Raw genomic sequence first — 22,952 nt, forward strand, 5'->3', positions numbered from 1 at the left:
ATTGAATATTTTAGGCTTGGTCCAGGCTCTTTTGGAGGGGACGTAGATTACATTCGGGCAGGGGACGCAACTTGATCACATTCGAGTCCAGCTGAGTCGGTTGCAATCGTGTAGTTAACATGGACATCGACCAATTTATACAGGATCTTGCCAAGCGCGATGTGACCCTCTGGGCCTCGGATGACAAGATACGCTTTCGCGGGCCCAAGGGGGCTTTGCGCGATAGTGACAAGACCGTGCTTCGGAATAATCAAACGGCCATTCTGGCGGCCCTGCAGGCGCGCGAGGTTACGCGGGACATTCCGCTTTCAGACGGGCAGAGGTCCTTATGGTTTGTATACTGGCAGGCGCCGCTTAATTCCGCTTACAACCTGTCTGTCGCCTGGAGGGTGAAAGGCCGTATGGAGCCGGCTGTACTTGAGCAGGCCTTCCAAAAGGTGCTTGAGCGGCATGCTCCTTTGCGTGCCTGTTTCCCTGTTGTGGCAGGGAACCCTGTCCAGCGCATTCCGCGATCCCGCAAGGTGCGTCTTAAGCATTATCGGGTGGAGCATTGCTCGGAGCAGGAAGTCCTGGATCAGGTCAAACAGGTGCACAAACGCCCGTTCAATCTTGTTGATGGCCCTGTCTGCCGACTGGCCCTGTTTCGCGTGGCTGAAAACGATCACATCATCCTATTCGAGGCGCATCATATCGTCTGTGATGCGACGGCCAGCGCTGTGGCCTGTCACGATCTGAAACAGTTTTACAATGATCTTATGGGCGGTCTTGATACGCAAATGTCGTCTAAACAGGCAACTTATCCGGACTATGTGGCCACCCAGAGAGCGGAGCTTTCCGGGCCGAGAGGAAAGGCCCTGATTGCTCATTGGCGAGATGTTCTGAAGGCGCCATTACCAATCATGGAATTGCCCACGGATCGGCCTCGACCCGTCAACCGTACATTCCGCGGCAGCACGATACAGCGAACCTTGTCGCCTGAGCTTGCCTCCAAGCTCGACAAGACCATCAAGGACATGCACACGACACGGCCAACCGTTCTTATGGCAACCTATGCCGTCCTGCTGGGGCAATTGGCTGACCTTGACGACGTGATTATCGGCAGCCCCTTTCTGGGCCGGACTGAAGAGTGTTTCAGTCATACAGTTGGCCACTTTGCTAATCCCTTGCCGATCCGATTCACCCTCACGCCGGGCAAAAGATTCCTAAGGCTAGTTGAAGAAACCAGAGACCGGATGCTGGATGCGCTGGATCATCAGGACATGCCGCTAATGAGGCTTGTTGACACGCTCAATCCGCCGCGCGTCTCCTCGCACATGCCGTTCTTTGATGTCCTGTTCACCTATATCCAGTACGAGCATGTCCTGGGTCGCAGCAAGGAGATGCCGTTTACCGGCGCCGAGGAAGGGTGTTCAGAAGAGTCTTATCCCATTCCGCAAATGGAGGGTCAGTTCGACCTGTCCCTGCGGTTTGAGGATACAGGGTCTGATCTCGTAGTGTATTGGGGATATGATACAGATCTTTATGATCGCGCTACGGTGGAAGCCATGGCCGAGCGTTTTGAAGCGATACTGTCTGATTTTGTTACAGATTGCACGCGTCCGATTGATGTATTTCAACCGGCAAGCTCCTTGCAAGCAGCTTCTGATAATAGTCAGGAGAGCGAAATGGACGTGAATACCCTTTTCGGGAGATTGGCAGACAGGGGGGTTACTCTGTCGCTGGATGGAGATCAGCTGCGGATCAATGCCCCAAAAGGTGCGATTGATGGACCCTTGCGCAATGAACTCGTCGCTATGAAGCCGGCGATCATGGCTGCTCTTCAGTCTGATGCGTCTGGTCAGGCAGGTGATCTTGACCACAAAACAGGTTTGCCCCTGTCTTTCGCGCAGCAAAGACTGTGGTTCTTGAGTCGTCTCGATCCCATGAGCACAGCCTTCAATGTTGGATCTGCGGCCTGGATAGATGGGCCACTCCAGCCAGCAAAGATCATCACGGCTTTCACCCACCTGGCCAAGCGTCATGATGCGTTGCGCATGCGCTTCAAGGAAGTTGAAGGCAATCCGGTGGCTGAGATCGTCGATACGCTTCTTCCTAGTTATGAATATATCGATTTGGCACATGTCGCGCCTGAAGATCAGGAAAGTGAAGTGCAGCGGATCATTGATCAACGCCTGCAGCAGCCTTTTGATCTTGGCACCGGGCCTCTTGCCACCTTCACGCTGATCCGAGTCAACGACACCCGCCATGCTACCCTATTTATGGCTCATCACATCATCGTTGACGGCTGGTCTCTGGCTCTGGCACACCGGGAAGTCGTGGATATTTATGATGCCCTGGTAGAGGGGCGTGAGCCGGATTTGCCGCCAGTTAGCGGGCAGGCGACGGATCATGCCCGTCGCGAGCGACGCATGGCGGTTTCCACAGAATGGAAGGCGCATGTCGATTTCTGGCGTGAGGAATTGCGCGGCGCTCCGGCTGTTATCGACCTGCCGACAGACCGTCGCCGCCCCGCCAATCAGACCTATAAGGGCGCGCGTCTGATCGAACGTTTCGATGCGCAGATGTTCGATCAGTTGAATTCATTGGCCCGGTCCCAGGGTGTAACGCTTTTCATGCTGTTGATGGCGGGCTGGGCGGCTACGCTCTACCGATATAGCGGCCAGTCCGACATTGTGCTCGGGTCTCCGCATGCCAACCGTAATGGTGCAGACCAGGAAGGCATGATTGGCTGTCTGATCAACAATATGGTCCTGCGGTGCCGTATCAATGGCGAACTCAGCTTCAGCGATTACCTCAAGGAAATTCGCCTCACGACACTCGGCTCTCTTGAGCATAGCGAGCTTCCGTTCGACCTTCTGGTCGATACGGTAAACCCCGAACGCAGCGCCAGCCATGCGCCGATCTTCCAGGCGCTGTTCAGCCTGATGAGTTTCCCTAAAATTGAGCATGGCTTCAAGGATACCGAGGTAGAGGCAATTCCGTCAGGCACGGGGGCATCGCGTTATGACCTGTCCCTAGATTGCGTTGATTTCGGCGGCGAATTGCTGACGCAGTATGAATATTCGACAGATCTGTTTGACGCGGCCACGATAGAGCGACTGCATAGCCACTACAAAATGCTGCTTCAGTCTGCGATTGCTGACCCGTCAGTTCCGGTCAACGCCTTGCAGATGCTGACAGCGGATGACCGCGCGTCCATCGCAGATGCCAACACACGAACAGTTCGGGAGTTTGACCGCTCCGCCACAGCGCTCGACATGATCGAGGCGTGTGCGCGCGACTATGCGGATCAGGGTGCGATTACCGATGCGGCGGAAACGCTCAGTTACGCCGACATGGATCGCCGGGCGAACCAGCTGGCCAATCTGCTGCGTGCGCAGGGCATAGATAAGGGCAGTCTGGTGGCGGTCAGTCTTGGCCGCAGCGCCATGTTGCCGGTTGCGCTTCTGGCCGTCTGGAAAGCAGGCGGCGCTTATCTGCCCCTGGACCCGAAACACCCTGAGGAGCGGGTAAATGGTATCGTGTCCGATGCCGGAGTTGACCTGATCCTGACAGATACATCTGCGGTCGGACAATTTTCTGCCCAACCCTCTGTCTTGTCGCTGGACGCTGCCGCAGAGCAGATTGCCTCCATGTCGCAAACTGCGCCGGCACGGACAACCGCGCCGGAAGATGTTGCCTATGTGATCTATACATCAGGCTCTACCGGGCGGCCGAAGGGCGTTGAGGTTGAGCATCGCAATCTTGCGGCCTTCCTTGTCGCGATGCGTGATGAGCCCGGTATTAAGCCCGGTCAGACATTGCTGTCGGTGACCACACCGTCCTTTGATATTTTTGGTCTTGAGGCATGGTTGCCGCTGAGCAGCGGGGCGCGCATGGTTGTCGCCACGCGAGAGACTGCGCTGGATGGCCGGGCTCTTGCTGCGCTGATGGACAGCGAAGGCGTGGATATCTTGCAGGCGACGCCTGCGACCTGGAATGTGCTGATCGAGACGGGCTGGAAAGGCCGCGAAGGCATGAAGGCGCTCTGTGGTGGTGAGTCTCTGCCGCATGCGCTGGCCGAGGGTCTGGTTCAGCGTGTGGGCGAGGTGTGGAACATGTATGGCCCGACCGAGACAACAATCTGGTCCACCGTGCAGCGTATCACCAAGGCGGATGATGCGGCGAGCATCGGCAAGCCGATTGCGAACACACGCACCTATATTCTTGATGATCAGGGCAATCCTGTTCCGCCCGGCGCAATTGGCGAACTCTGCATCGGTGGTGAAGGCGTGGCACGCGGCTATCGCGGACGGCAGGATCTCACCGATGAGCGGTACATGACGCTGAACCTTCCGGGACACGATGAGGAGCGCATCTATCGCACCGGGGACTTTGCCCGCGAGACGGCAGATGGGCGGCTCATCTATCTTGGGCGCCGGGACTTCCAGGTGAAGATCCGCGGCTTCCGTATTGAACTGGGCGAGATCGAATCCGAACTCGGCGCTATTGAAAGCATCGCGGAATGTGCTGTCGTTGCGCATGAGCGCGCGCCCGGAGATCATCACTTGGTGGCATATGTCGTGCCGTCTCAAGGTCGTACGATTGATTCCGGCCTGATCCGGGCTGCGCTGCGCGAGAAGCTGCCGAACTATATGGTGCCATCCTATGTCGTTGCGATGGACACCTTCCCGCTGACGCCCAATCTCAAGGTTGATCGCAAGGCGCTGCCTGCGCCCCAGGAAGAGCAGGCTCCAGCCCCGACTGCAAATGACATCATCATGTCACCTGCTGAACGGAGTGTTGCTGACATCTGGCGCGGTATTCTTGGCGTCTCGCATATCGGCCTGAATGACAATTTCTTTGATATCGGCGGACATTCAATGCTGATGGTCCGGCTGCATGAACGCCTGCGTAGTGAGTTGGGAGCCAATATCGCGCTTATCGAATTGTTCCAGCGTACAACAGTTGCGCAGCAGGCGGCAGTTATTCCGCGTAATGATGGTGTCAAGACCGCACCTGGCAAGCCGGAACAGCCTGTCCTTGTTGCCAAATCAGACCGCCTGTCACGTGCCAAAGAGAGGGCTGAACGACTTCGCCATGGATAAGACTCGTCAATCTTCAGATTTTCCGGCACACGCCATCGCCATTGTAGGGATGGCGGGACGATTTCCGGATGCGCCGGATCTGGACAGTTTCTGGCGCAATGTTGTCGAAGGACATGAGTCCCTGCGCACCTTTGATGCCGAAAGCATGGCAGCTGCCGGGATTCCGCCTGAACTTCAGGCCAATCCGGATTTCGTGCCGAAGGGAACCGTGCTTGACGATACGGATATGTTCGATGCGGACTTTTTCGGAGTGTCTGCCGGGGAAGCGCGGATCATTGATCCACAGCAGCGTATCTTTCTGGAATGCGCCTGGGAGGCGCTTGAACATGCCGGTTACGCGCCCGGGCAGATAGAAGATCCGGTCGGCGTCTATGCCGGCACAGGCATGAATACGTATCTGATGGCGCATATCCTGTCGGACAGGTCTGTTGCAGAGACTGCTGGCGGGTATCAACTGATGCTCGGCAATGACAAGGACTTCCTCTGTACACGAGTAAGCTACAAGCTGGACCTGCGCGGACCAAGCGCCACGGTGCAGACGGCCTGTTCTACCTCTCTTGTGGCAGTTGAAATGGCCTGCCGCGCCCTTTCCCGCGGGGAGTGCGACATGGCATTGGCCGGGGGCGTGTCCATTAACTTCCCCAGCAGTACAGGATATCTTTACCAGGAGGGAATGATTTTCTCTCCTGACGGCCACTGTCGGCCTTTTGACGAAAAGGCCAAAGGTACGCGCGCCGGGGCAGGGGCGGGCGTGGTCACGCTGAAGCGTCTGGACGACGCGCTGCGGGATGGAGACACAATTCACGCCGTCATTCGTGGCATTGCCGTGAACAATGACGGCGCAGCGAAGGCGGGGTACACCGCCCCGTCAATTGATGGTCAGGCCGAAGTCATCGCCATGGCCCAGACGCTTGCGGACGTTGATCCTCGAACCATTGGTTATATCGAGGCGCACGGCACCGCCACGCCGCTAGGAGATCCGATCGAAATTGCGGCCCTGACGCAGGTCTTCCGTTATGAGACAGATGATGTCGGCTTTTGCCGCCTGGGGTCACTGAAGGCCAATATCGGTCACCTCGACGCGGCGGCGGGTGTTGCGGGTTTGATCAAGGCGGCTCTGGTGCTGCGCGAAGGCGTCATTCCGCCTCTTGTTAATTATTCCCGCCCTAACCCAAAACTTGAATTGGACACCAGCCCGTTTGTTGCCAGCGCCGAAGCGACGGAATGGACCGGAAATGGCGCGCCGCGCCGCGCCGCCGTGAGTTCTTTCGGTATTGGCGGAACGAATGTCCATGCCGTGCTGGAGCAAGCACCCGTAGCTGTGCCGGCCATTGCCAGCAGAAAGCATCAGCTGCTCGTCCTCTCTGCCCGCACGAAAGAGGCGCTCACGACTGTGTCTTCCCGTCTGGCAGATCATATCGGTAAAGGCACAAGCCAATCTCTCGCAGACATTGCCTGGACCCTTCAGGCCGGTCGAACTGAATTCCCTGTGCGCCGGTTTGTTATAGCTGGCGATGGAGAGGAAGCCACGGCGGCCCTGTCGCGATCCTTCACGCCGCGTCGACACGAGGGTGGCGCTCGTCAGGTGGCCTTCCTGTTCAGTGGCCAAGGCAGCCAATATGCAGGTATGGGACAGGACCTTTATGCCGGAGAGCCCGTCTATCGCGCTGCGATTGATCAGTGTAACGGTATTCTGAAATATATGGATCTTGATCTGTGCAAGGTGTTGTTTGAAGGCAGTGATGAGGATCTTGCCAAGACCAGCATTGCGCAGCCAGCCTTGTTTGCCACCGAATATGCCATGGCAAAGCTCTGGCAGAGCTGGGGCGTCGAACCTGCTGCGATGATGGGGCACAGCATCGGCGAGTATGTTGCGGCGCATCTGGCGGGAGTCATGACTCTGGAAGAGGCGCTTCTCCTGGTCGCCGAACGTGGCCGCTTGATGCATGCCATGCCGGCGGGTGCCATGGCTACGGTACAATTAGGGGGCGATCAGGTGCGCTCGCGACTCCCAGACGGCGTGGAGATTGCCGCCATCAACGCGCCTGAGCTGACCGCCATATCCGGATCTGCCAGCGAAGTGGAAGCGTTTCTGACGCGTCTTGAATCGGAGGGCGTTGGCGTGCGCCGTCTGCATACGTCGCATGCGTTCCATTCCTCCATGATGGAAGTAGCGCTAGAGCCCTTCCGCGCCGCGGCGGCGAAGGTCAATCTCAAGGAACCGCAAGTGCCATACATTTCCAATGTGACCGGCACATGGATCACGCCTGAACAGGCCGTTTCTCCCGACTATTATGCCAAGCATCTGCGTCAGGCTGTTCTGTTCGAGCAGGGCTTGCAGGAGCTTGCCCGAAACCCAGGTCTCTTCCTTCTGGAAGTCGGACCCGGGATTGCGCTTTCATCGCTTGCCGGCATTTCCCTGGATAACGCACAGCACCGCATCGCCTCGTCCATGCGTCATCCGCGTGACAGTCAGCATGACATGATACCGGCGCTCAACGCTGTAGGGGGCATGTGGGCCGCAGGCGTGCCGATTGACTGGGCGGCGCTTCACGGTGAAACTTCTTCAGTGCACCGCGTTCCTCTGCCAACATATCCTTTCGAGCGCACGCGTCACTGGGTGGACCCAAAGCCTGATGGTGGGTTCATGCAGGCCTCTGCGGTTCAAGTAAATGACCCATTACTGGAAGTATTTTCACCTGAGGCCGGTCTCGGCCAATTCCTTCAGGCGCCGACATGGACACAGGTTCCTGCCGACACAATGCAGGCTCCGGCCTTCAGCGGAAAATGGGTCGTTCTGGCGGATAATGCCGCGTTTGGAAAAGCTCTGGCATCCGGTTTTGAGACAGGCGGTGCCGAGGCTTTGCTTGGTACACCATCAGGCACGTGTGCGGGAGATGCAGCAGACAGTATTCGCACGCTAAACGCCCTCATTAACGAGGCAAATGGAGCGCTTTCAGGTATCATTATTGCGCTTGGTCTGGAAGACGGAGCCAACATTCCTGGTCGTCTTCGCTATGATGTCCTCAGTGCACTGGCGCGCCATCCCGAAATTGCGACTGAGCGTCCAGTCAGGATCGTGCTTGCGACACGTGGCGGCCTGCCTGTGCTGGAGGAAACCGTAACAGACCCCGAAGTGGCTTTGGCTTTTGGCGCTATCAGCGTATTGGCGGCTGAGACGACACATTTGATGCCTCAGCATGTGGACTTCGCGGATGACGGCAAGGCCACATCGCAAACGAATGCGCGGCGTCTTCTTGCTGAAGCGGGGCGTGAAAAGTTCGAACTGCAACTGGCCTGGCGCAAGCATCGCTGGCTGCGACGGTTCGAGCCTATTGAGCTGCCACGCGCTGAAAGAACACCGGATATTCTGAAACAGAAAGGTGTCTATCTGATTACGGGTGGCTTGGGCGGTATCGGGCGTACTCTCGCCCGACAGCTTGCCGAAAAAGTATCTGCACGGATTGTGATGACCACACGAAATGCAGTGCCTCCCCGTGACGCGTGGGATGACCTGCTGGCAGGCGCTTCCGGCGGGGGCAGGATGGCCAGCGTGATCAAGACTGTTCGTGAGATTGAATCTCTTGGGGGAGAAATTCACATTGAACAAGCGGATGTCGTTGACCGAGAGGCCATGCAGGGCGTTGTTGACCGCACCCGTGAAGCATGGGGGGAGATCTCCGGGATTATTCACGCGGCAGGTGTTCCTGGGAATGGCAATCTTCTGGCTCTTGAAACGGAACAGGAGGTGACAGAGACATTCGCTCCGAAAGTTGATGGTCTGCGCGTGCTGGCTGATGTTCTGGGTGACACAGAGCTCGACTTTGTTGCTCTGATGAGCAGTATCAATGCAGTCAGGGGGATTGCGGGCAATGCAGCTTATAGCTCTGCCAATGCTTTCCTTGATAGTTTTGCCGCCTCGAATGAGCGTCCAGCGGCATGGGAAAACATTCTGCTCTTCAACTGGGAGGCCTGGCGTGATGTTGGTATGGCCAGCCGAGTTGATCGCTCGCGGATGAACCCGGATGAACGCGACCTTCTCTACAGGGTTTCGATTACCCCGGATGCGGGGGCAGATATTTTTCAACGTGTTCTTGCCTCTGATGTCGATCAACTTGTCGTGTCAAACTACAATTTGGCCTTCGTACTCATGCAGGAACGCGCGGAGTTGATTTTGCGCGCCCATGGAGCGGATACGTCCCAAGCGAATGCCGAGGGGGCTGCATTCTCTGCTGCAACGGGGGATGTTTCAGCGTCCATTGCGGCAAGGTTTGGCCGTGAGGAAGAGCAGCAGATCGCCATGATCTGGGAAGAGCTTCTTGGGGGTGAAATGCAAGGACCTCACGAGAACTTCTTCGAACGTGGTGGTCATTCGCTGATGGCGACGCGTGTCTTGTCCCGGCTGAATGCCGTCACCGGCGTGAAGCTGACCTTGCGTGACATATTTGACTCTCCCACGATTGGAGAACTCGCCGATTGCGTTGTATCGCATCGTGATGACTCTCAGGATAGTCAGGATACTGATCGTGAGGAGTTTGTGATTTGACCGCGGCGGAACTCCTGTCAGAGTTGCGTGCCAAAGGCATTGAGGTCTCCCCCGGGGATGGCAAACTGCGCGTCAATGCGCCTTCCGGGGCTTTGACGCCCTCTTTGCGTGAAAGCATTACCGCGAACAAGCAGGCCCTTCTGGATCTTTTGTTATCACCTGATCTGGACGAGATTCCTCTGGAGCGTGTGTCCCGGCAAGATGCATTGCCCTTGTCACACTTTCAGGAAAGGCTCTGGCTGCTCCAGCAACTGGACCGGCAAGGGACGGAATACAATCTTGTCACGGTCTGGCCCATGGGCGCAGGGGTGGATGCAGGGCGTCTGGATATTGCTATACGTAAAGTATTGTCGAGGCACGAAATTCTTCATACGGCCTACAGACGAGATGGGGATGTTCTGAAGGCTGTATTGCTTCAGGCTGACGCCGTACACATTGATCGTGAGGATTTAAGCTCACTTTCCGAAAGCGAGCAGAATGCTCACCTTGATCAGGAAGTCGCCCGGCAGACAGCCTTGCCGTTTGATCTGGAGCTGGGCGGAGCTTTCCGCACAATTGTATATGATCTTGGTGGGCGAGGATCCGCTATTCTTGTTGCCGCACATCATATCATTGTCGATCATTGGTCAATGTCGCTGTTGAAGCAGGAATTGCAGTCTTCCCTTGATGATGACGCCTATCCTTACCATGCTGCAGAGGTGCAGTATACGGATTACTCGGTTTGGGCGCGTAAGGTTGAACAAACTCATTCCATGAGCGCGGCGTTGGACTGGTGGGGCGAATATCTGGCCTCTCCGCCGGAGCTGTGCGCCTTCGATGCTGACATGGCCCCCAGCATGCAGGGCACAGGTGCCAGCGTGTCGTTCATGTGGGATGAGACGCTGTCATCAGGTCTTGGAAATTTCGCGCAGTCAGAAAGTGCAACGGTATATATGTGCCTGGTTGCCGCCTGTGCCGCTATGCTTAACCGGCAGACTGGGCAGGAAGACATTCTCATCGGCACGGCTGTCGGGGCGCGTTACCGGCCCGAGTTTGAGACCATTATAGGTCCGTTCGTGAACTCTATTGCCCTGCGTTTGCAGGTCGATCAGAAGGTCTCTTTCCGTGCTCTGGTGGCACAGGCCCGCGAAGCGGTGCTGGAGACCAGTTCCCGAGCTGAAGTGCCCTTTGAGGCAGTTATTGAGCGTGTGCAGCCGACGCGAAATCTCAGCCGCTCATTGCTGTTCCAGACTGCCGTCGTAATGCAGAATGCCTGGGAGGGGCAGTCGGAAGCCATTCATGGCGGCGGCGCCATTCACGATCTCACCTGGTTCATTCGCCCCTTGGAGGGGCGTTTTGTCGGGTCGATGGAGTATCGATCCGATATTTACAGTCAGCAGACAATACAGGGCCTGTTGATACGGCTTGAGGCTTTCCTTCGCGGTGCCATTGCTTCGCCGGACCGTCCAATTGGGGAAATTCCGGTTTATGTTGGTGATGAACGCCAACATCTGATTGAGGCCTTCAACCCACCGGCGAGCGAGTATGACCACTCGCCAGTTGCGGCACAGTTCGCGCGGATGGCCAGTCAGTATCTCTCGCGCCCGGCGGTGACCTTTGCCGGGGAAACGTTCAGCTATGGACTGCTTAATGCGCGTGTGAACCAGGTAGCGCACCGCCTGATCGATATGGGTATCGGCAAGGGGGATATTGTCGGGGTCTGTGTTCAGCGCGGCCACGGTTTGCTGGAATCCCTTCTGGGTGTGCATCGTGCAGGTGCCGCCTATTTGCCGCTGGATCCTGATTTTCCGCAGGGTCGTCTTGAATACCAGCTGTCAGACAGTGGGGCGAAAGCCTTACTGGCGGAGGCGTCATTTTCGGAAAAGCTGGACTTGCCGGAAGGGCTGCTCACACTGGATCTGCAGCAGGATGCCGATGCACTGGCTGCGTGTCCTGATCATGAACCAGACGTTCAAGTCTTGCCTGAAGACATCAGTCATCTGATCTATACGTCAGGATCCACGGGGCGCCCGAAGGGAGTCATCATCCGGCATGGCTCTGTCTCCAACGCGTTCTCTTCCTTACGCCGAGAGCCCGGAATAGGGGCTGAAGATGTTGTTGCCGCGACGACGACAGCGTCCTTTGACATTGCGGGCGTGGAATTGCTGCTGCCTCTGACAGTCGGGGCGCATATCCAGATTCTGTCGAGAGAGATTGCAACAGATGGTAAAGCGCTAGCCAAGGCACTGGATGCCTGTTGTGCGACGATCGCCCAGGCCACTCCGTCTGCGTGGCGCATGCTGGTCGAGGCGGGATGGCAAGGCGGACCTCACATTCGTGCGATCACAGGCGGAGAGCCTCTGACGCGCGACCTTGCGGACAAGCTGCTCTCGCGTGTCGGCTCCCTCTGGAACGGCTACGGCCCGACCGAGACAACTATTTATTCCTCGGGCTGTTTCATTTCGCCGGATGGGGAAGGCATCAGCATTGGCAAGCCCCTATCCAATACCCGCATCTATGTTCTGGATGCCAATGATGAGATCGCTCCGGTCGGTATGCGCGGAGAGATCTGTATTGCCGGTGATGGTGTTGCTGTCGGATATCATGATATGCCTGCCGAGACTGAGACAAAGTTTCGGCCGGATCATTTTGCTGCGTCAGCGGATGGGGCTGGCCTCTATTACCGCACAGGCGATGTAGGCCGCTGGTCATCCGATGGCAGGCTATATCACCTCGGGCGCAGAGACCATCAGGTAAAAATCCGTGGGCTGCGTATCGAACTGGGAGAGGTGGAGTCTATCCTGCTGGCATCACCCGCAATTCGTCAGGCAGTCGTCATCGTCAGCGAAGCTGGAGAGGGGGATCAGCGTCTCGTCGCATATGTCGTTTTCGAGCCTGGCAGTGAAATGACCGCGAGTGAAGTTCGCCGCCTGGCGAGAGATCGCCTGCCCAATTACATGGTGCCCTCCGTGATTGTCGAACTCACGGCTCTGCCCATGACTCCGAACGGCAAGGTCGACCGCAAGGCGCTGCCAGACCCATACAGCCAGGCCATGCAGCGCATGGTTCGTATACCGCCCGCACAGGGCTTTGAGGCTGACCTTGCAGCCATCTGGAAAGATTTATTGCAGGTGCAGGAAATCGGTGCAGAAGACAATTTTTTCGATCTTGGCGGGCATTCGATATTGACGCTGCGCGTTGTGGCACGGGTGGAAGAGATGCTAGGATTGTCGCTTGATCCCCGGCTTATGTTCTTCCAGAACCTAAGACAAATTGCGGCCCAGCTGCGTCGTGATTCCGAGGGTGAGGGATGACGCCGTTCTATTTTGGATCGCGAGAGCGGCGGCTGTTTGGCGTTTATCATCCAGCGCAGGGCGGGGGTGGAAGCCGCGCCGTTGTGATGTGCTATCCTTGGGGATACGAATATGTGAACGCCCACCGCTCACTTGTGAAGCTGGCGAGTCTTCTGTCTCAGGAAGGTTATCATGTCCTGCGCTTTGACTATTTCGGCACAGGGGATTCAGCTGGCGAAGACCATGAAATGACGCTTCAGGGATCACTGAGCGACATTTCCATGGCGATTGAAGAGCTGAAAGACTTGAGCGGAGCAGATCATGTGTCCGTGATCGGCCTGCGTGTGGGGGCGGCGCTTGCTGCGCAGGCGGCAAGAAAATGGCCTGACGATATTTCGTCCCTGGTTCTGTGGGATCCGATCCTCAAGGGCGCAGAGTATTTGCAGGAACTTTACTTGCTGGATGACTCCATGCGCATTCCCGGTGTTGGCCCGGCCGCGCAGTTTTCGCCGGAGCGGGGAGGTGGCCGTGAAGTGATGGGGTTTCCTGTTACAGATGCCCTGGCATCCGAATTCTCGGGTCTGGATGTTGTCAGCACTATCTCGGAACTGAAACTTCCGGTTTTCATGGTCGCCATCCGTCCTGTTCCGGGGCAGGCGGACGTGGCGTATGAATTGTCGTCCCGCGATGGTAGCGGTTTTGAGCTGATTGATGATCAACCCGTCTGGCATGAGGAATGGCCGGATAATGTGGGCGTTATTCCTGTCACTGTTCTAAACCGGATCGTCTCATGGATGAACTGACAGCACAGATCACGGAACGGGCGATCAAGATCGGGGGCGGCGAACAAGTTGCGGCCATCCTGGCGCGGCCTGTGGAGGATACAAGCCTTCCTGCGATTGTTATTCTCAACACAGGTGTTGCCCATCGTGTGGGTCATCACAGGAAATTTGTGACCCTGTCCCGGCGTCTTGCGAATAACGGACACATAGTGGTGCGCTTCGACTTTCCTGGCCTTGGGGACAGCCCGGCCATGACGGGAGAAGATACGCTGCTCGATACTAATATGGCATCCATTCGCGATGTGCTCGACTGGATGGATGCCACCCTGGGGCGGCGCAGAATTGTCCTTCTTGGATTGTGTTCGGGAGCGGACCAATCTATCATCTATGCCAGCCGTGATCCTCGTGTGAATGGGGCAATTCTGCTTGACCCGTCCATTCCTCGGACACGCAGATATTACGTGAATGATTTGTACAAGCGCTTGATGCGCCGTTCTTTCTGGACAAATATCCTGTCCGGGCGCGGACGTGTATGGAACAAGGTGCGTCGCGTTCTTCACCGGCAGACCGGCCCTCAAATGACTCTGCCTGGTCAGTTCTCCCGCCCAAATCTGGAACATCCGGAAGCGATTGCCTTTCTGGAGAATGTCTATCAGGGCGCGATGGATCATCATGCGGAACTGCTTGCCGTGTTTACCGCAGGGCCTCACTATCAGCATAATTACCGTAGACAGATTATTGATGCCTTGCCGGGGGTGGATTTTGGAGACCGGCTGAAGCTGTATTTCCTCAAGGAATGCGACCATACATTTCTTCGTGAGGCGCAGCGCGAGCGTCTGTACACCATCATAGCTGACTGGCTGGCGCAGAGGTTTCCTGCTCTGGAGGAGGTGCGCGTTGATGTTGGGCAGACAGAAGAAACCGGCGATCCGGATATGGAGATCGAGGAGTTCTAGAACGGCTTGAGTTTGCTTGCTGAATTGCCGTGCCTTTGTCTCGGAATCAGCACCAAAAGCCGGACCGGGCGTTGCCCGTCCGGTTTTTGCATTTTCGGTCCTTGCAGATGGAGCAGCGCTCCATGTGAGACAGGGACAAATTCATGGGTTGGAGTGGATCTGCTACGCCCCTGTGCACATGGGCGCCGTCCATCCGCGTGAAGCCGAGGGGATAATCGGGAGGGTCCCCGAAAGCTTCGGACCCGCCGCGAGCCATGTCACAGGCCGCGACAGGCATGAGTATACGCTCGCGAGATAGGGGGGCGGAAAACTATTCTCACAGGCTTTGATTTCGTTCGGGAAAACCTGCCAGGTTTGTCGGATTGCGGCAGTCTGCCAGTTGTTAGGTGCGCCCGCAGGCGCTAACGGTGCAGCGCAGAAAGGATGCGCGGATGGAGAAGGCCGACCGGATTGAGGTGCGCGAGCGCTTGCTTGACCGTCTTTCCCACAAGACGCCGCTCATCATGGGCATTCTGAACGTGACGCCGGATTCCTTTTCTGATGGCGGACAGCACGACTCCCTTGCAACGGCCCTGACCCATGCTGCGGAGATAGCGCAGTATGGGGCGGACATTCTGGATATTGGCGGCGAGTCCACCCGGCCTGGCGGACAGGCTGTTAGTCTGGAAGAAGAATGGGCGCGCGTTGCGGAGCCTATTGCCAGACTGGCGACAAAGGACGCGCTTCCGGTCTCCATTGATACCTATAAGGCAGAGATCGCCCGGCGCGCCACAAAGGCTGGCGCGGTGATTATCAATGATGTGTGGGGTATGACGCGTGATAAGGCTATGGCTGATGCTGTGGCCGAAACCGAAAGCCTCGTCTGCATCACCTATAATCGCGGTGAGGCCGATGCAGGCATTGATTTACGTCAGGACATGACGGACTTTTTCGGCCGAGCTTTCGACATGGCCGCTCAAGCCGGAATTCCGCGTGAGCATATCCTGCTCGATCCCGGTGTCGGCTTTGGCAAGACCTATGAGCAGAATTTCGGTGTGCTGGCGCATCTCGATGCACTGGTAGAGACAGGCTGCCCGGTTCTGGTGGGGGTGTCGCGCAAATCCTTTATCGGGCGCCTGACCGGCAAGCCTGTAGAAGACCGTCTGATCGGCACACTTGCTGCCAATCTCGACAGCGTACAACGCGGCGCTGCAATCCTCCGCGTTCATGATGTGGCTGAGCACCGCGAGGCGCTCGACATGATCCAGTCTATTGGGAGTGCCCGTTGACCGACCGTATTTTCGTAACGAACCTTTGTCTGCATGGCTTTCATGGTGTTCACACCGCCGAGAAATCGCTCGGCCAGAAATTCTTTATCGACATTGACTGCCGTCTTGCAGAGCCGGCCACTTCCAGCGATCTGATGGAAGAGACTGTTCATTATGGCGAGGTTTGTGACCTGGCAGAGGAACTGTCCGGCAAGACGGTGTTCAATCTGATCGAAACCTTCGCGGAACGTATTGCCTCCGCCATTCTGGAAAAGTGGAACATCGTCGAGGAAGTGACTGTCACCGTCCGCAAACCCTCCGCGCCGATCCGCCATCTGGTAGACCATGTCGGCGTTGCCATCACGCGGTCCCGCAATGGCTGAGGCGGCGCTCGGTCTCGGGACAAATCTCGGGGACCGGGAAGCCGCTCTTGCGCGGGCAGTTGACTTGCTGGCGGCGATGCCTGGCATCACGCTTGGCGCTGTGTCGCGTCTCTATCGCAGTGCGCCCTGGGGCCTGGCGAACCAGCCGGACTTTCTCAATCTCTGCCTGCTGATCGACACGGATCTCCAGCCCGCCGATTTGCTGGCAGCATGCAAGCAAGTAGAGGAGAAGCTTGGCCGTCAGGCGCGTGTGCGTTGGGGGCCGCGTGAGATGGATGTCGATATATTGCTGATGCCGGGCGTGGAGATGGACACGGAAAGCCTGGTCATTCCGCATCCGCGTATCACGGAGCGTCGTTTCGTGCTTGAGCCGCTCAGCCAACTGGTGCCGGACTGGCTGCTGGCTGGCGGGGGCACCGTCAAAAGCATGACGGCCGCCCTCAGGGAGAAGGCGGCCGAGCAGATTTGCGAACCGGATGAGGCAGCAACGCGAAAGTTCGCATTGCTGCGTGCCTGCTAGAGGTTTTTCACGATATCCTCGACCATCTTCTTGGCGTCTGCGAGCAGCATCATCGTGTTGTCGCGGAAGAAGAGTTCGTTCTCAATGCCGGCATAACCGGAGCCCATGGAGCGCTTGATGAAGAGGACCGTGCCGGCGTTTTCCACATCGAGGACAGGCATGCCGTAGATCGGCGATGTCTTGTCGGTCTTTGCGGCCGGGTTGGTCACGTCATTGGCGCCGATGACGAAGGCGACTTCGGAATTTCGGAAGTCGGAGTTGATGTCTTCCAGTTCGAAGACTTCGTCATACGGCACCTGCGCCTCGGCGAGGAGCACGTTCATGTGGCCGGGCATCCGGCCCGCAACAGGGTGGATGGCGTATTTGATCTCGACGCCTTCTTCCTTCAGCTTGTCGCACATCTCTTTGAGGGCGTGCTGGGCCTGAGCCACCGCCATGCCGTAGCCGGGCACGATGATGACCTTTGAGGCGTTCTTCATGATGAAGGCTGCGTCTTCAGCCGAGCCGCGCTTGAACGGACGGTCGACCTGAACGCCGCCCCCGCCAGCGGCTGCATCGTCGCCGCCGAAGCCGCCCAGGATGACCGAGATGAAGCTGCGGTTCATGCCTTTGCACATGATGTAGGACAGGATCGCACCGGAGGAGCCGACGAGGGCACCGGTAATGATCAGCGCGAAATTGCCGAGTGTGAAGCCCAGCGCCGCTGCAGCCCAGCCGGAATAGGAGTTCAGCATGGACACAACGACCGGCATGTCTGCGCCGCCAATCGGGATGATCAGGGTGATGCCCAGGATCAACGCCAGAACGGTGAGGCCCCAGAAGGCCCACTGAGCCGTGCCGCCTGTCTGGATCAGGACAACCAGCAGCGCGATGATGCCACCGGCGATCAGTATATTCAGGATATGACGAGCCGGCAGCATGATCGGCGCGCCGGACATGTTGCCGTTCAGCTTGGCGAAGGCGATGACAGAGCCAGTAAAGGTGAGCGCACCAATGGCGGAACCGAGGCCAAGCTCGATCAGGGAGGCCATCTTGATGCCTTCAGTGCCCATGATGCTGAACTGAACGGGTGAGTAGAGCGCTGCTGCGGCAACAAGTACGGCGGCAAGGCCGACGAGGCTGTGGAAGGCAGCGACCAACTGCGGCATGGCGGTCATCGGAATACGACGCGCAGTGATGGCGCCAATGGTGCCACCGATTGCGACACCGCCCAGGATCAGGCCCCAGGTGGTAACGTCAAGTTCGTTCCAGAGCAGGGCGAGGGTCGTTGCGACCGCGATGCCCATGCCGATCATGCCATTGCGGTTCCCTTTGCGGCTGGTCGCCGGGCTGGAGAGACCGCGCAGGGCCAGGATGAAAAGGATACCGGCGACGAGATAGAGCAGCGGTGCCCAGGTAGAGTGAAAACTGTCCACGGTTTACTCCCCCTTCTTCTTGTACATCGCCAGCATGCGCTGGGTGACGAGGAAGCCGCCGAAAATGTTCACGCTGGCGAGAATCACGGCCACGGTGCCGAGGATCTTGGACACCCAATTGTCGGAGGTCAGGCCGAGCGTTGCCGTGGCAACCAGCGCGCCAACGATGATCACCGAGGAGATGGCGTTCGTCACGGCCATCAGCGGGGTATGCAGGGCCGGGGTCACGCTCCAGACTACATAATAGCCGACGAAGCAGGCCATGGCGAAGAGGGCTGCAAGGAGTACAGTTGAGTTGATGCCGCCGGCATCCGCGAAGGCGGGCAGCGCAAAGCTGGCCGCGGCAAGCGTCAGGAGTGCGCGCTTCATGATTTGATCCTTTCGTTCACCGTCTCGCCACCCTTGGTCAGGAGCATGGCGGTAACGATTTCGTCTTCGGTATCGAGATTGAGACTGCCATCCTCGGCCGTCACGAGCGGCAGGAAGGCGAGCAAATTCTTGGCAAACAGCGATGACGCGTCTGCGGGCAGGCGGGCGGGCAGGTTCGAGAACCCGGCCACTTTCACGCCGTTCACATCCACGACTTGATCTGGTTCAGACAACGGGCAGTTGCCGCCCTGGCTGACCGCCATATCGACGATGACTGCGCCGGGCTTCATGGTTTTCACCATGTCTTCGGATACGAGCACAGGGGCCGGGCGGCCGGGTATCAACGCCGTGGTGACGACGATGTCCTGCTTGGCAATGTGGTTCGCGGTCAGTTCAGCCTGCTTGGCCTGGTATTCCTTCGACATTTCCTTGGCATAGCCGCCAGCCGTTTCGGCGGCCTTGAACTCTTCATCCTCTACCGCGATGAATTTTGCGCCCAGTGAGGCGACTTGTTCCTTCGCAGCTGGGCGAACATCCGTTGCGGTCACAACCGCGCCAAGACGACGGGCGGTCGCGATGGCCTGAAGACCTGCAACGCCTGCGCCCATAACGAAGACTTTTGCCGGCGCGATGGTGCCGGCGGCCGTCATCATCATCGGCATGGCGCGGCCATAAATTTGCGCGCCTTCGATGACGGCGCGGTAACCGGCCAGGTTTGACTGGGATGAGAGGGCATCCATACTTTGGGCGCGTGTGATACGCGGTGTGAATTCCATGGACAGGGCCGCAATCTTCCTCGCATTCAGCGGCGCAGCATCCAGGCTTGTTGGGTCCATCAGGGCGATCAGCGCGACACCTTCCGGTAGCGCGGCCATTTCATCGGCTTCCGGGGCACGCACCTTGAAGACAATGTCGGCACCGGACGCAGCCGAGGCAGCATCCTTTGCGATCGTCGCGCCGGCTTCAGAAAAGCTATCGTCAGGGAAACCTGCGATAGTGCCCGCGCCGGACTCGATTGTAATTGAGTGACCATTGGCCACCAGCTTCTTGACGGTTTCTGGTGTAGCCGCCACACGGGTCTCACCAGATCGCCTCTCCCTCAAAACAGATATTTTCATATGTCTGGGATAGAGGAAGATTATTGCGGCGCACAACTAATATTTTTTATTCGGAGGGCATGAGATTGTTCAGTTTAGCTAAAAAGACGGCTTTGGTTACCGGTGCGTCCAGTGGTCTTGGTCGCCATTTTGCCGGAATCCTGGCGGAAGCCGGAGCTCAGGTCGTGCTCGCGGCGCGCCGTCTGGAAAAGCTGGAAGAAGTGGCGGCAGAGATTGAGAAAAGGGGCGGCAAGGCCCTGCCGGTCGCCATGGATGTTACATCCGAAGATAGCGTTTCGGGCGCATTCGCAGAAATAAAGGAAGCGCTGGGTCATCCGTGCGATATTATTGTGAACAATTCTGGCATGTCGCGGGAAGGCTGGTATTGGGAGATGGCGGAGAAAGACTGGAACACCGTCATCGACACGAATCTCACCGGCGTATGGCGTGTGGCAAAGCATGGGACCAAGGCGTTGATTGATGCGGGCCAGGGCGGTTCGATCATCAACATTGCGTCGATTACGGGGCTGGGCACATCGCAGATGATTTCCGCCTATGCGGCCTCCAAGGCGGCGGTTGATCATCTGACGCGCAACATGGCGGTTGAAGCGGCACGCCATGGCATCCGCGTCAACGCGATTGCGCCGGGCTATTTCAAGACAGCGATCAATGATGAATTCCTGGATTCCGAGTATGGCGAGAAGATGCGCAAGCGCGTCGTGATGCGCCGCTTCGGCGAATACAAGGAGCTGACGGGACCCCTGCTTCTGCTGGCCTCCGAAGAGGGCAGCTACATGACCGGATCAACGATTGTTGTGGATGGAGGTCACAGCCTGTCACCGCTTTGAGCGCAGAACACACACGTGAAACCGTGAAAAGTGGGACTGGGTTGGTGATTCGGCTCAGTCCCACAGATTATGTTAGGTAAAGATTAGGCCTCTTGTGAGACAAGCTCCCTATACTTTTCGGAGACTTGATGATGGCTTTGCCAAACCCCAAACCCGAATTGCACGAAGATGGATTCGTAGCGGATAATACAGGCGAGAAAAGCCGGGCCGCCCCAGAGCAGACATATGATGTTTCCGCTCATGGACAGTCACCAGCCCGGTATCTTCAAGCCCGTATCGCTGAAGAGCTTTCGGTTCCCAAAGGACCGAGCATTCGCAGTTCACTCTCAACCATTCTTATTCTGTGCCTGGCGATAAGCGTAGCCGTGCTGAGCCTTTACAGTCTGGGGTGGGTTTAGGCATTCGCTGATCAATTCTGACTGATATGGGACCAGAGCTGGCTTTGGTCCGATTTCACCCTAAACTTCAGAGACATCACCCGTTTATTCCGTCTCAAGGAGACCCTTTCGCATGCGTGTAAGAAAAGCTGTTCTTCCTGTCGCCGGTTTTGGAACCCGCGTTCTCCCGGCCACGAAGGCTATCCCGAAAGAGCTGTTACCGGTCGTTGACCGTCCGGCTTTGCAATATGTCGTGGACGAGGCCCTGGAAGCCGGCATCGAGCACATTGTCTTCGTGACCGGCCGCAACAAGGGCGCGATCGAAGACTATTTCGACATTCCCTATGAGCTGGAAGTCGCGCTGGAAAAGAAGGGCAAGGACGCCATTCTAGAGCAGGTGCGCTCTACGACACTGCCGGCGGGGGCAGCAAGCTTTGTGCGCCAGCAATCTCCGTTGGGGCTTGGTCATGCTGTGTGGTGCGCGCGGGACATTATCGGCAATGAGCCGTTCGCCATCCTGCTGCCAGATGTAATCGTCAAGGCAAAGCCATCTGGCCTTGCCCAGATGGTGGAGGCCTACAACAAGGTAGGCGGCAATATCGTTGCCGTAGACCCTGTGCCGATGGAGCGCGTATCCTCCTATGGCGTTATTGATCCGGTCTCTCGTGATGGCCGTCTGATCAAGATGTCTGGCATGGTTGAGAAGCCACCAGTCGAAAGCGCGCCGTCCAATCTCAAGATCACGGGCCGCTACATTCTGCAGCCGGAAGTTTTTGACCTTCTGGAAAACCAGGACCCCGGTGCCGGTGGTGAAATCCAGCTGACGGATGCCATGGCGCGTCAGATGGAAAGCCAGGATTTCTATGCGTATGAGTTTGACGGCAAGGAATATGATTGCGGCTCAAAAGCCGGTTATTTCGAAGCCGTGCTTGCCCACGCACTGGACAATGAAGAGATTGCCGAGGATGCCAAGGCGCTTGTGAAGCAATATGCGGGTGAACTGTAGCATAACGCCGCTTTTCATGACTTCGGAATGTGGCTAATCCGGCTACATGACCGAACGTAACCTTCCCGACTTCAATGACGTCGTCGCGGCGGAATCCCGCGTGCGGGGTGTTGTCCGCGAAACCCCTGTTCTGAGCCATCCTGTATTGGATGAGCGGGCAGGGGCTACTGTTCTGGTAAAGGCTGAATGCCTGCAGGTGACAGGCAGCTTCAAGATACGCGGCGCCATGAACCGGCTTTCGCAGATACCTGATAGTCAGCGAACGGCAGGTGTGGTCGCGTTTTCTTCAGGTAACCATGCCCAAGGCATTGCCCGTGCGGCAAGGCTGCTCGGGATGCCTGCACTGATCGTGATGCCGGAAGATGCCCCACAGATTAAGGTTGATGGTGTCAAGGCTGATGGCGGTGAGGTCCATCTGTATGATCGCAACGCGGAAAGCCGGGAGGAAATCTCCGCACGTATTGCAGCCGAGCGCGGCGCGGTACTGGTGCCAAGTTATGATGATCCGGATATTATAGCCGGGCAGGGCACGGCAGGCATGGAATTCGCGCGCCAGGCGGCAGCCTTTGGCGGGCCACTGGATCATCTGGTCTGTTGTGCGGGTGGAGGCGGGCTGACGAGTGGTATTGCGCTTGCCATGGAAGGCCTGTCTCCAAACACCTCCATCTGGACGGCTGAGCCTGAGGGCCACGACGACTGGGCGCGGTCTCTGGCGAGTGGAGAGCTTTGTCGCAATGCGCCTGGCACGCGCTCTATTTGCGATGCGATCCTGACGCCTTCGCCGGGGGAGAAATATACTTTCGCGCTTGGTAAGCGCCTGTTCGCAGGCGGTATGGTTGTTTCTGACGATGAGGTGCGCGAGGCCATGCGTCTGGCCTTCCGCTATTTGAAGATCGTGGTTGAACCCGGTGGCGCGGCGGCTCTGGCGGCTGTCTTGCGCGGTGTTCCTGAAGGAATGAAGGGCAAACGTATAGGTGTTATGGCAACGGGCGGCAATGTCGATCCAGAAACCTATGCGGGTATAATTTCTCCTTGAGGTGTATGCTC

The 22,952-nt window shown here is 57.4% G+C and carries 14 protein-coding genes; 11 read left to right on the forward strand and 3 right to left on the reverse strand.

Going from position 1 to position 22,952, the window contains the following annotated elements; translation table 11 throughout:
- Positions 1-119: 119 nt before the first annotated feature.
- The 8 genes from HY2_RS16655 (at position 120) to folK (ending at position 16,793) form a co-directional block, all read left to right on the forward strand.
- A complete protein-coding gene (locus tag HY2_RS16655; RefSeq protein ID WP_051594743.1) occupies positions 120-5,087 on the forward strand; it encodes a non-ribosomal peptide synthetase in 4,968 nt (1,655 codons plus the stop codon).
- Positions 5,080-9,633 (forward strand): type I polyketide synthase, encoded by a 4,554-nt coding sequence (locus HY2_RS05110; protein ID WP_034825355.1) that lies wholly within the window; start codon positions 5,080-5,082, stop codon positions 9,631-9,633. Before HY2_RS16655 ends, HY2_RS05110 begins: the two co-directional genes overlap by 8 nt.
- Entirely contained in the window at positions 9,630-12,926 is a 3,297-nt protein-coding gene (locus HY2_RS05115; protein ID WP_034825356.1) for a non-ribosomal peptide synthetase, read from the forward strand. The genes HY2_RS05110 and HY2_RS05115 overlap by 4 nt, the downstream gene beginning before the upstream one ends.
- Positions 12,923-13,708, forward strand: coding sequence for an alpha/beta fold hydrolase (locus HY2_RS16660; RefSeq protein WP_051594744.1), 786 nt, complete (start codon positions 12,923-12,925; stop codon positions 13,706-13,708). The genes HY2_RS05115 and HY2_RS16660 overlap by 4 nt, the downstream gene beginning before the upstream one ends.
- Positions 13,696-14,643, forward strand: coding sequence for an alpha/beta fold hydrolase (locus HY2_RS16665; protein WP_051594745.1), 948 nt, complete (start codon positions 13,696-13,698; stop codon positions 14,641-14,643). Before HY2_RS16660 ends, HY2_RS16665 begins: the two co-directional genes overlap by 13 nt.
- A gap of 407 nt (positions 14,644-15,050) precedes the next feature.
- Complete coding sequence (gene folP / locus HY2_RS05130) at positions 15,051-15,911, forward strand: dihydropteroate synthase (protein ID WP_233346348.1); 861 nt, start codon at positions 15,051-15,053, stop codon at positions 15,909-15,911.
- Positions 15,908-16,273: a dihydroneopterin aldolase gene (gene folB / locus HY2_RS05135; RefSeq protein ID WP_034825358.1), complete on the forward strand. Its 366-nt coding sequence runs from the start codon at positions 15,908-15,910 to the stop codon at positions 16,271-16,273. The genes folP and folB overlap by 4 nt, the downstream gene beginning before the upstream one ends.
- Positions 16,266-16,793: a 2-amino-4-hydroxy-6-hydroxymethyldihydropteridine diphosphokinase gene (folK, locus tag HY2_RS05140; protein ID WP_064773875.1), complete on the forward strand. Its 528-nt coding sequence runs from the start codon at positions 16,266-16,268 to the stop codon at positions 16,791-16,793. Before folB ends, folK begins: the two co-directional genes overlap by 8 nt.
- Here the strand turns inward: folK and HY2_RS05145 are convergent.
- Genes HY2_RS05145 through HY2_RS05155 form a run of 3 tightly spaced genes read right to left on the reverse strand, consistent with a single transcriptional unit; the run spans position 16,790 to position 19,695 of the window.
- Complete coding sequence (locus HY2_RS05145; RefSeq protein ID WP_034825359.1) at positions 16,790-18,208, reverse strand: NAD(P)(+) transhydrogenase (Re/Si-specific) subunit beta; 1,419 nt, start codon at positions 18,206-18,208, stop codon at positions 16,790-16,792. The genes folK and HY2_RS05145 overlap by 4 nt on opposite strands.
- 3 nt (positions 18,209-18,211) lie before the next feature.
- Entirely contained in the window at positions 18,212-18,577 is a 366-nt protein-coding gene (locus HY2_RS05150) for a proton-translocating transhydrogenase family protein (protein ID WP_081814938.1), read from the reverse strand.
- Positions 18,574-19,695, reverse strand: a complete 1,122-nt coding sequence (locus HY2_RS05155) for a Re/Si-specific NAD(P)(+) transhydrogenase subunit alpha (RefSeq protein ID WP_034825360.1) — start codon at positions 19,693-19,695, stop codon at positions 18,574-18,576. The genes HY2_RS05150 and HY2_RS05155 overlap by 4 nt, the downstream gene beginning before the upstream one ends.
- Before the next feature lie 59 nt (positions 19,696-19,754).
- On the opposite strand from HY2_RS05155, the gene HY2_RS05160 reads away from it, so the two are divergent.
- The 3 genes from HY2_RS05160 to HY2_RS05170 all read left to right on the forward strand — a co-directional run bounded on the left by HY2_RS05160 (position 19,755) and on the right by HY2_RS05170 (position 22,941).
- A complete protein-coding gene (locus HY2_RS05160) occupies positions 19,755-20,522 on the forward strand; it encodes an SDR family NAD(P)-dependent oxidoreductase (protein ID WP_034825363.1) in 768 nt (255 codons plus the stop codon).
- 510 nt (positions 20,523-21,032) lie between these two features.
- Positions 21,033-21,905, forward strand: coding sequence for a UTP--glucose-1-phosphate uridylyltransferase GalU (gene galU, locus HY2_RS05165; RefSeq protein ID WP_034825365.1), 873 nt, complete (start codon positions 21,033-21,035; stop codon positions 21,903-21,905).
- A gap of 46 nt (positions 21,906-21,951) precedes the next feature.
- On the forward strand, positions 21,952-22,941 hold the full coding sequence (locus tag HY2_RS05170; protein ID WP_034825367.1) for a threonine ammonia-lyase: 990 nt from the start codon (positions 21,952-21,954) through the stop codon (positions 22,939-22,941).
- Positions 22,942-22,952 lie beyond the last annotated feature (11 nt).

It is taken from the genome of Hyphomonas pacifica, from assembly GCF_000682675.1.
Lineage (GTDB): Bacteria > Pseudomonadota > Alphaproteobacteria > Caulobacterales > Hyphomonadaceae > Hyphomonas > Hyphomonas pacifica.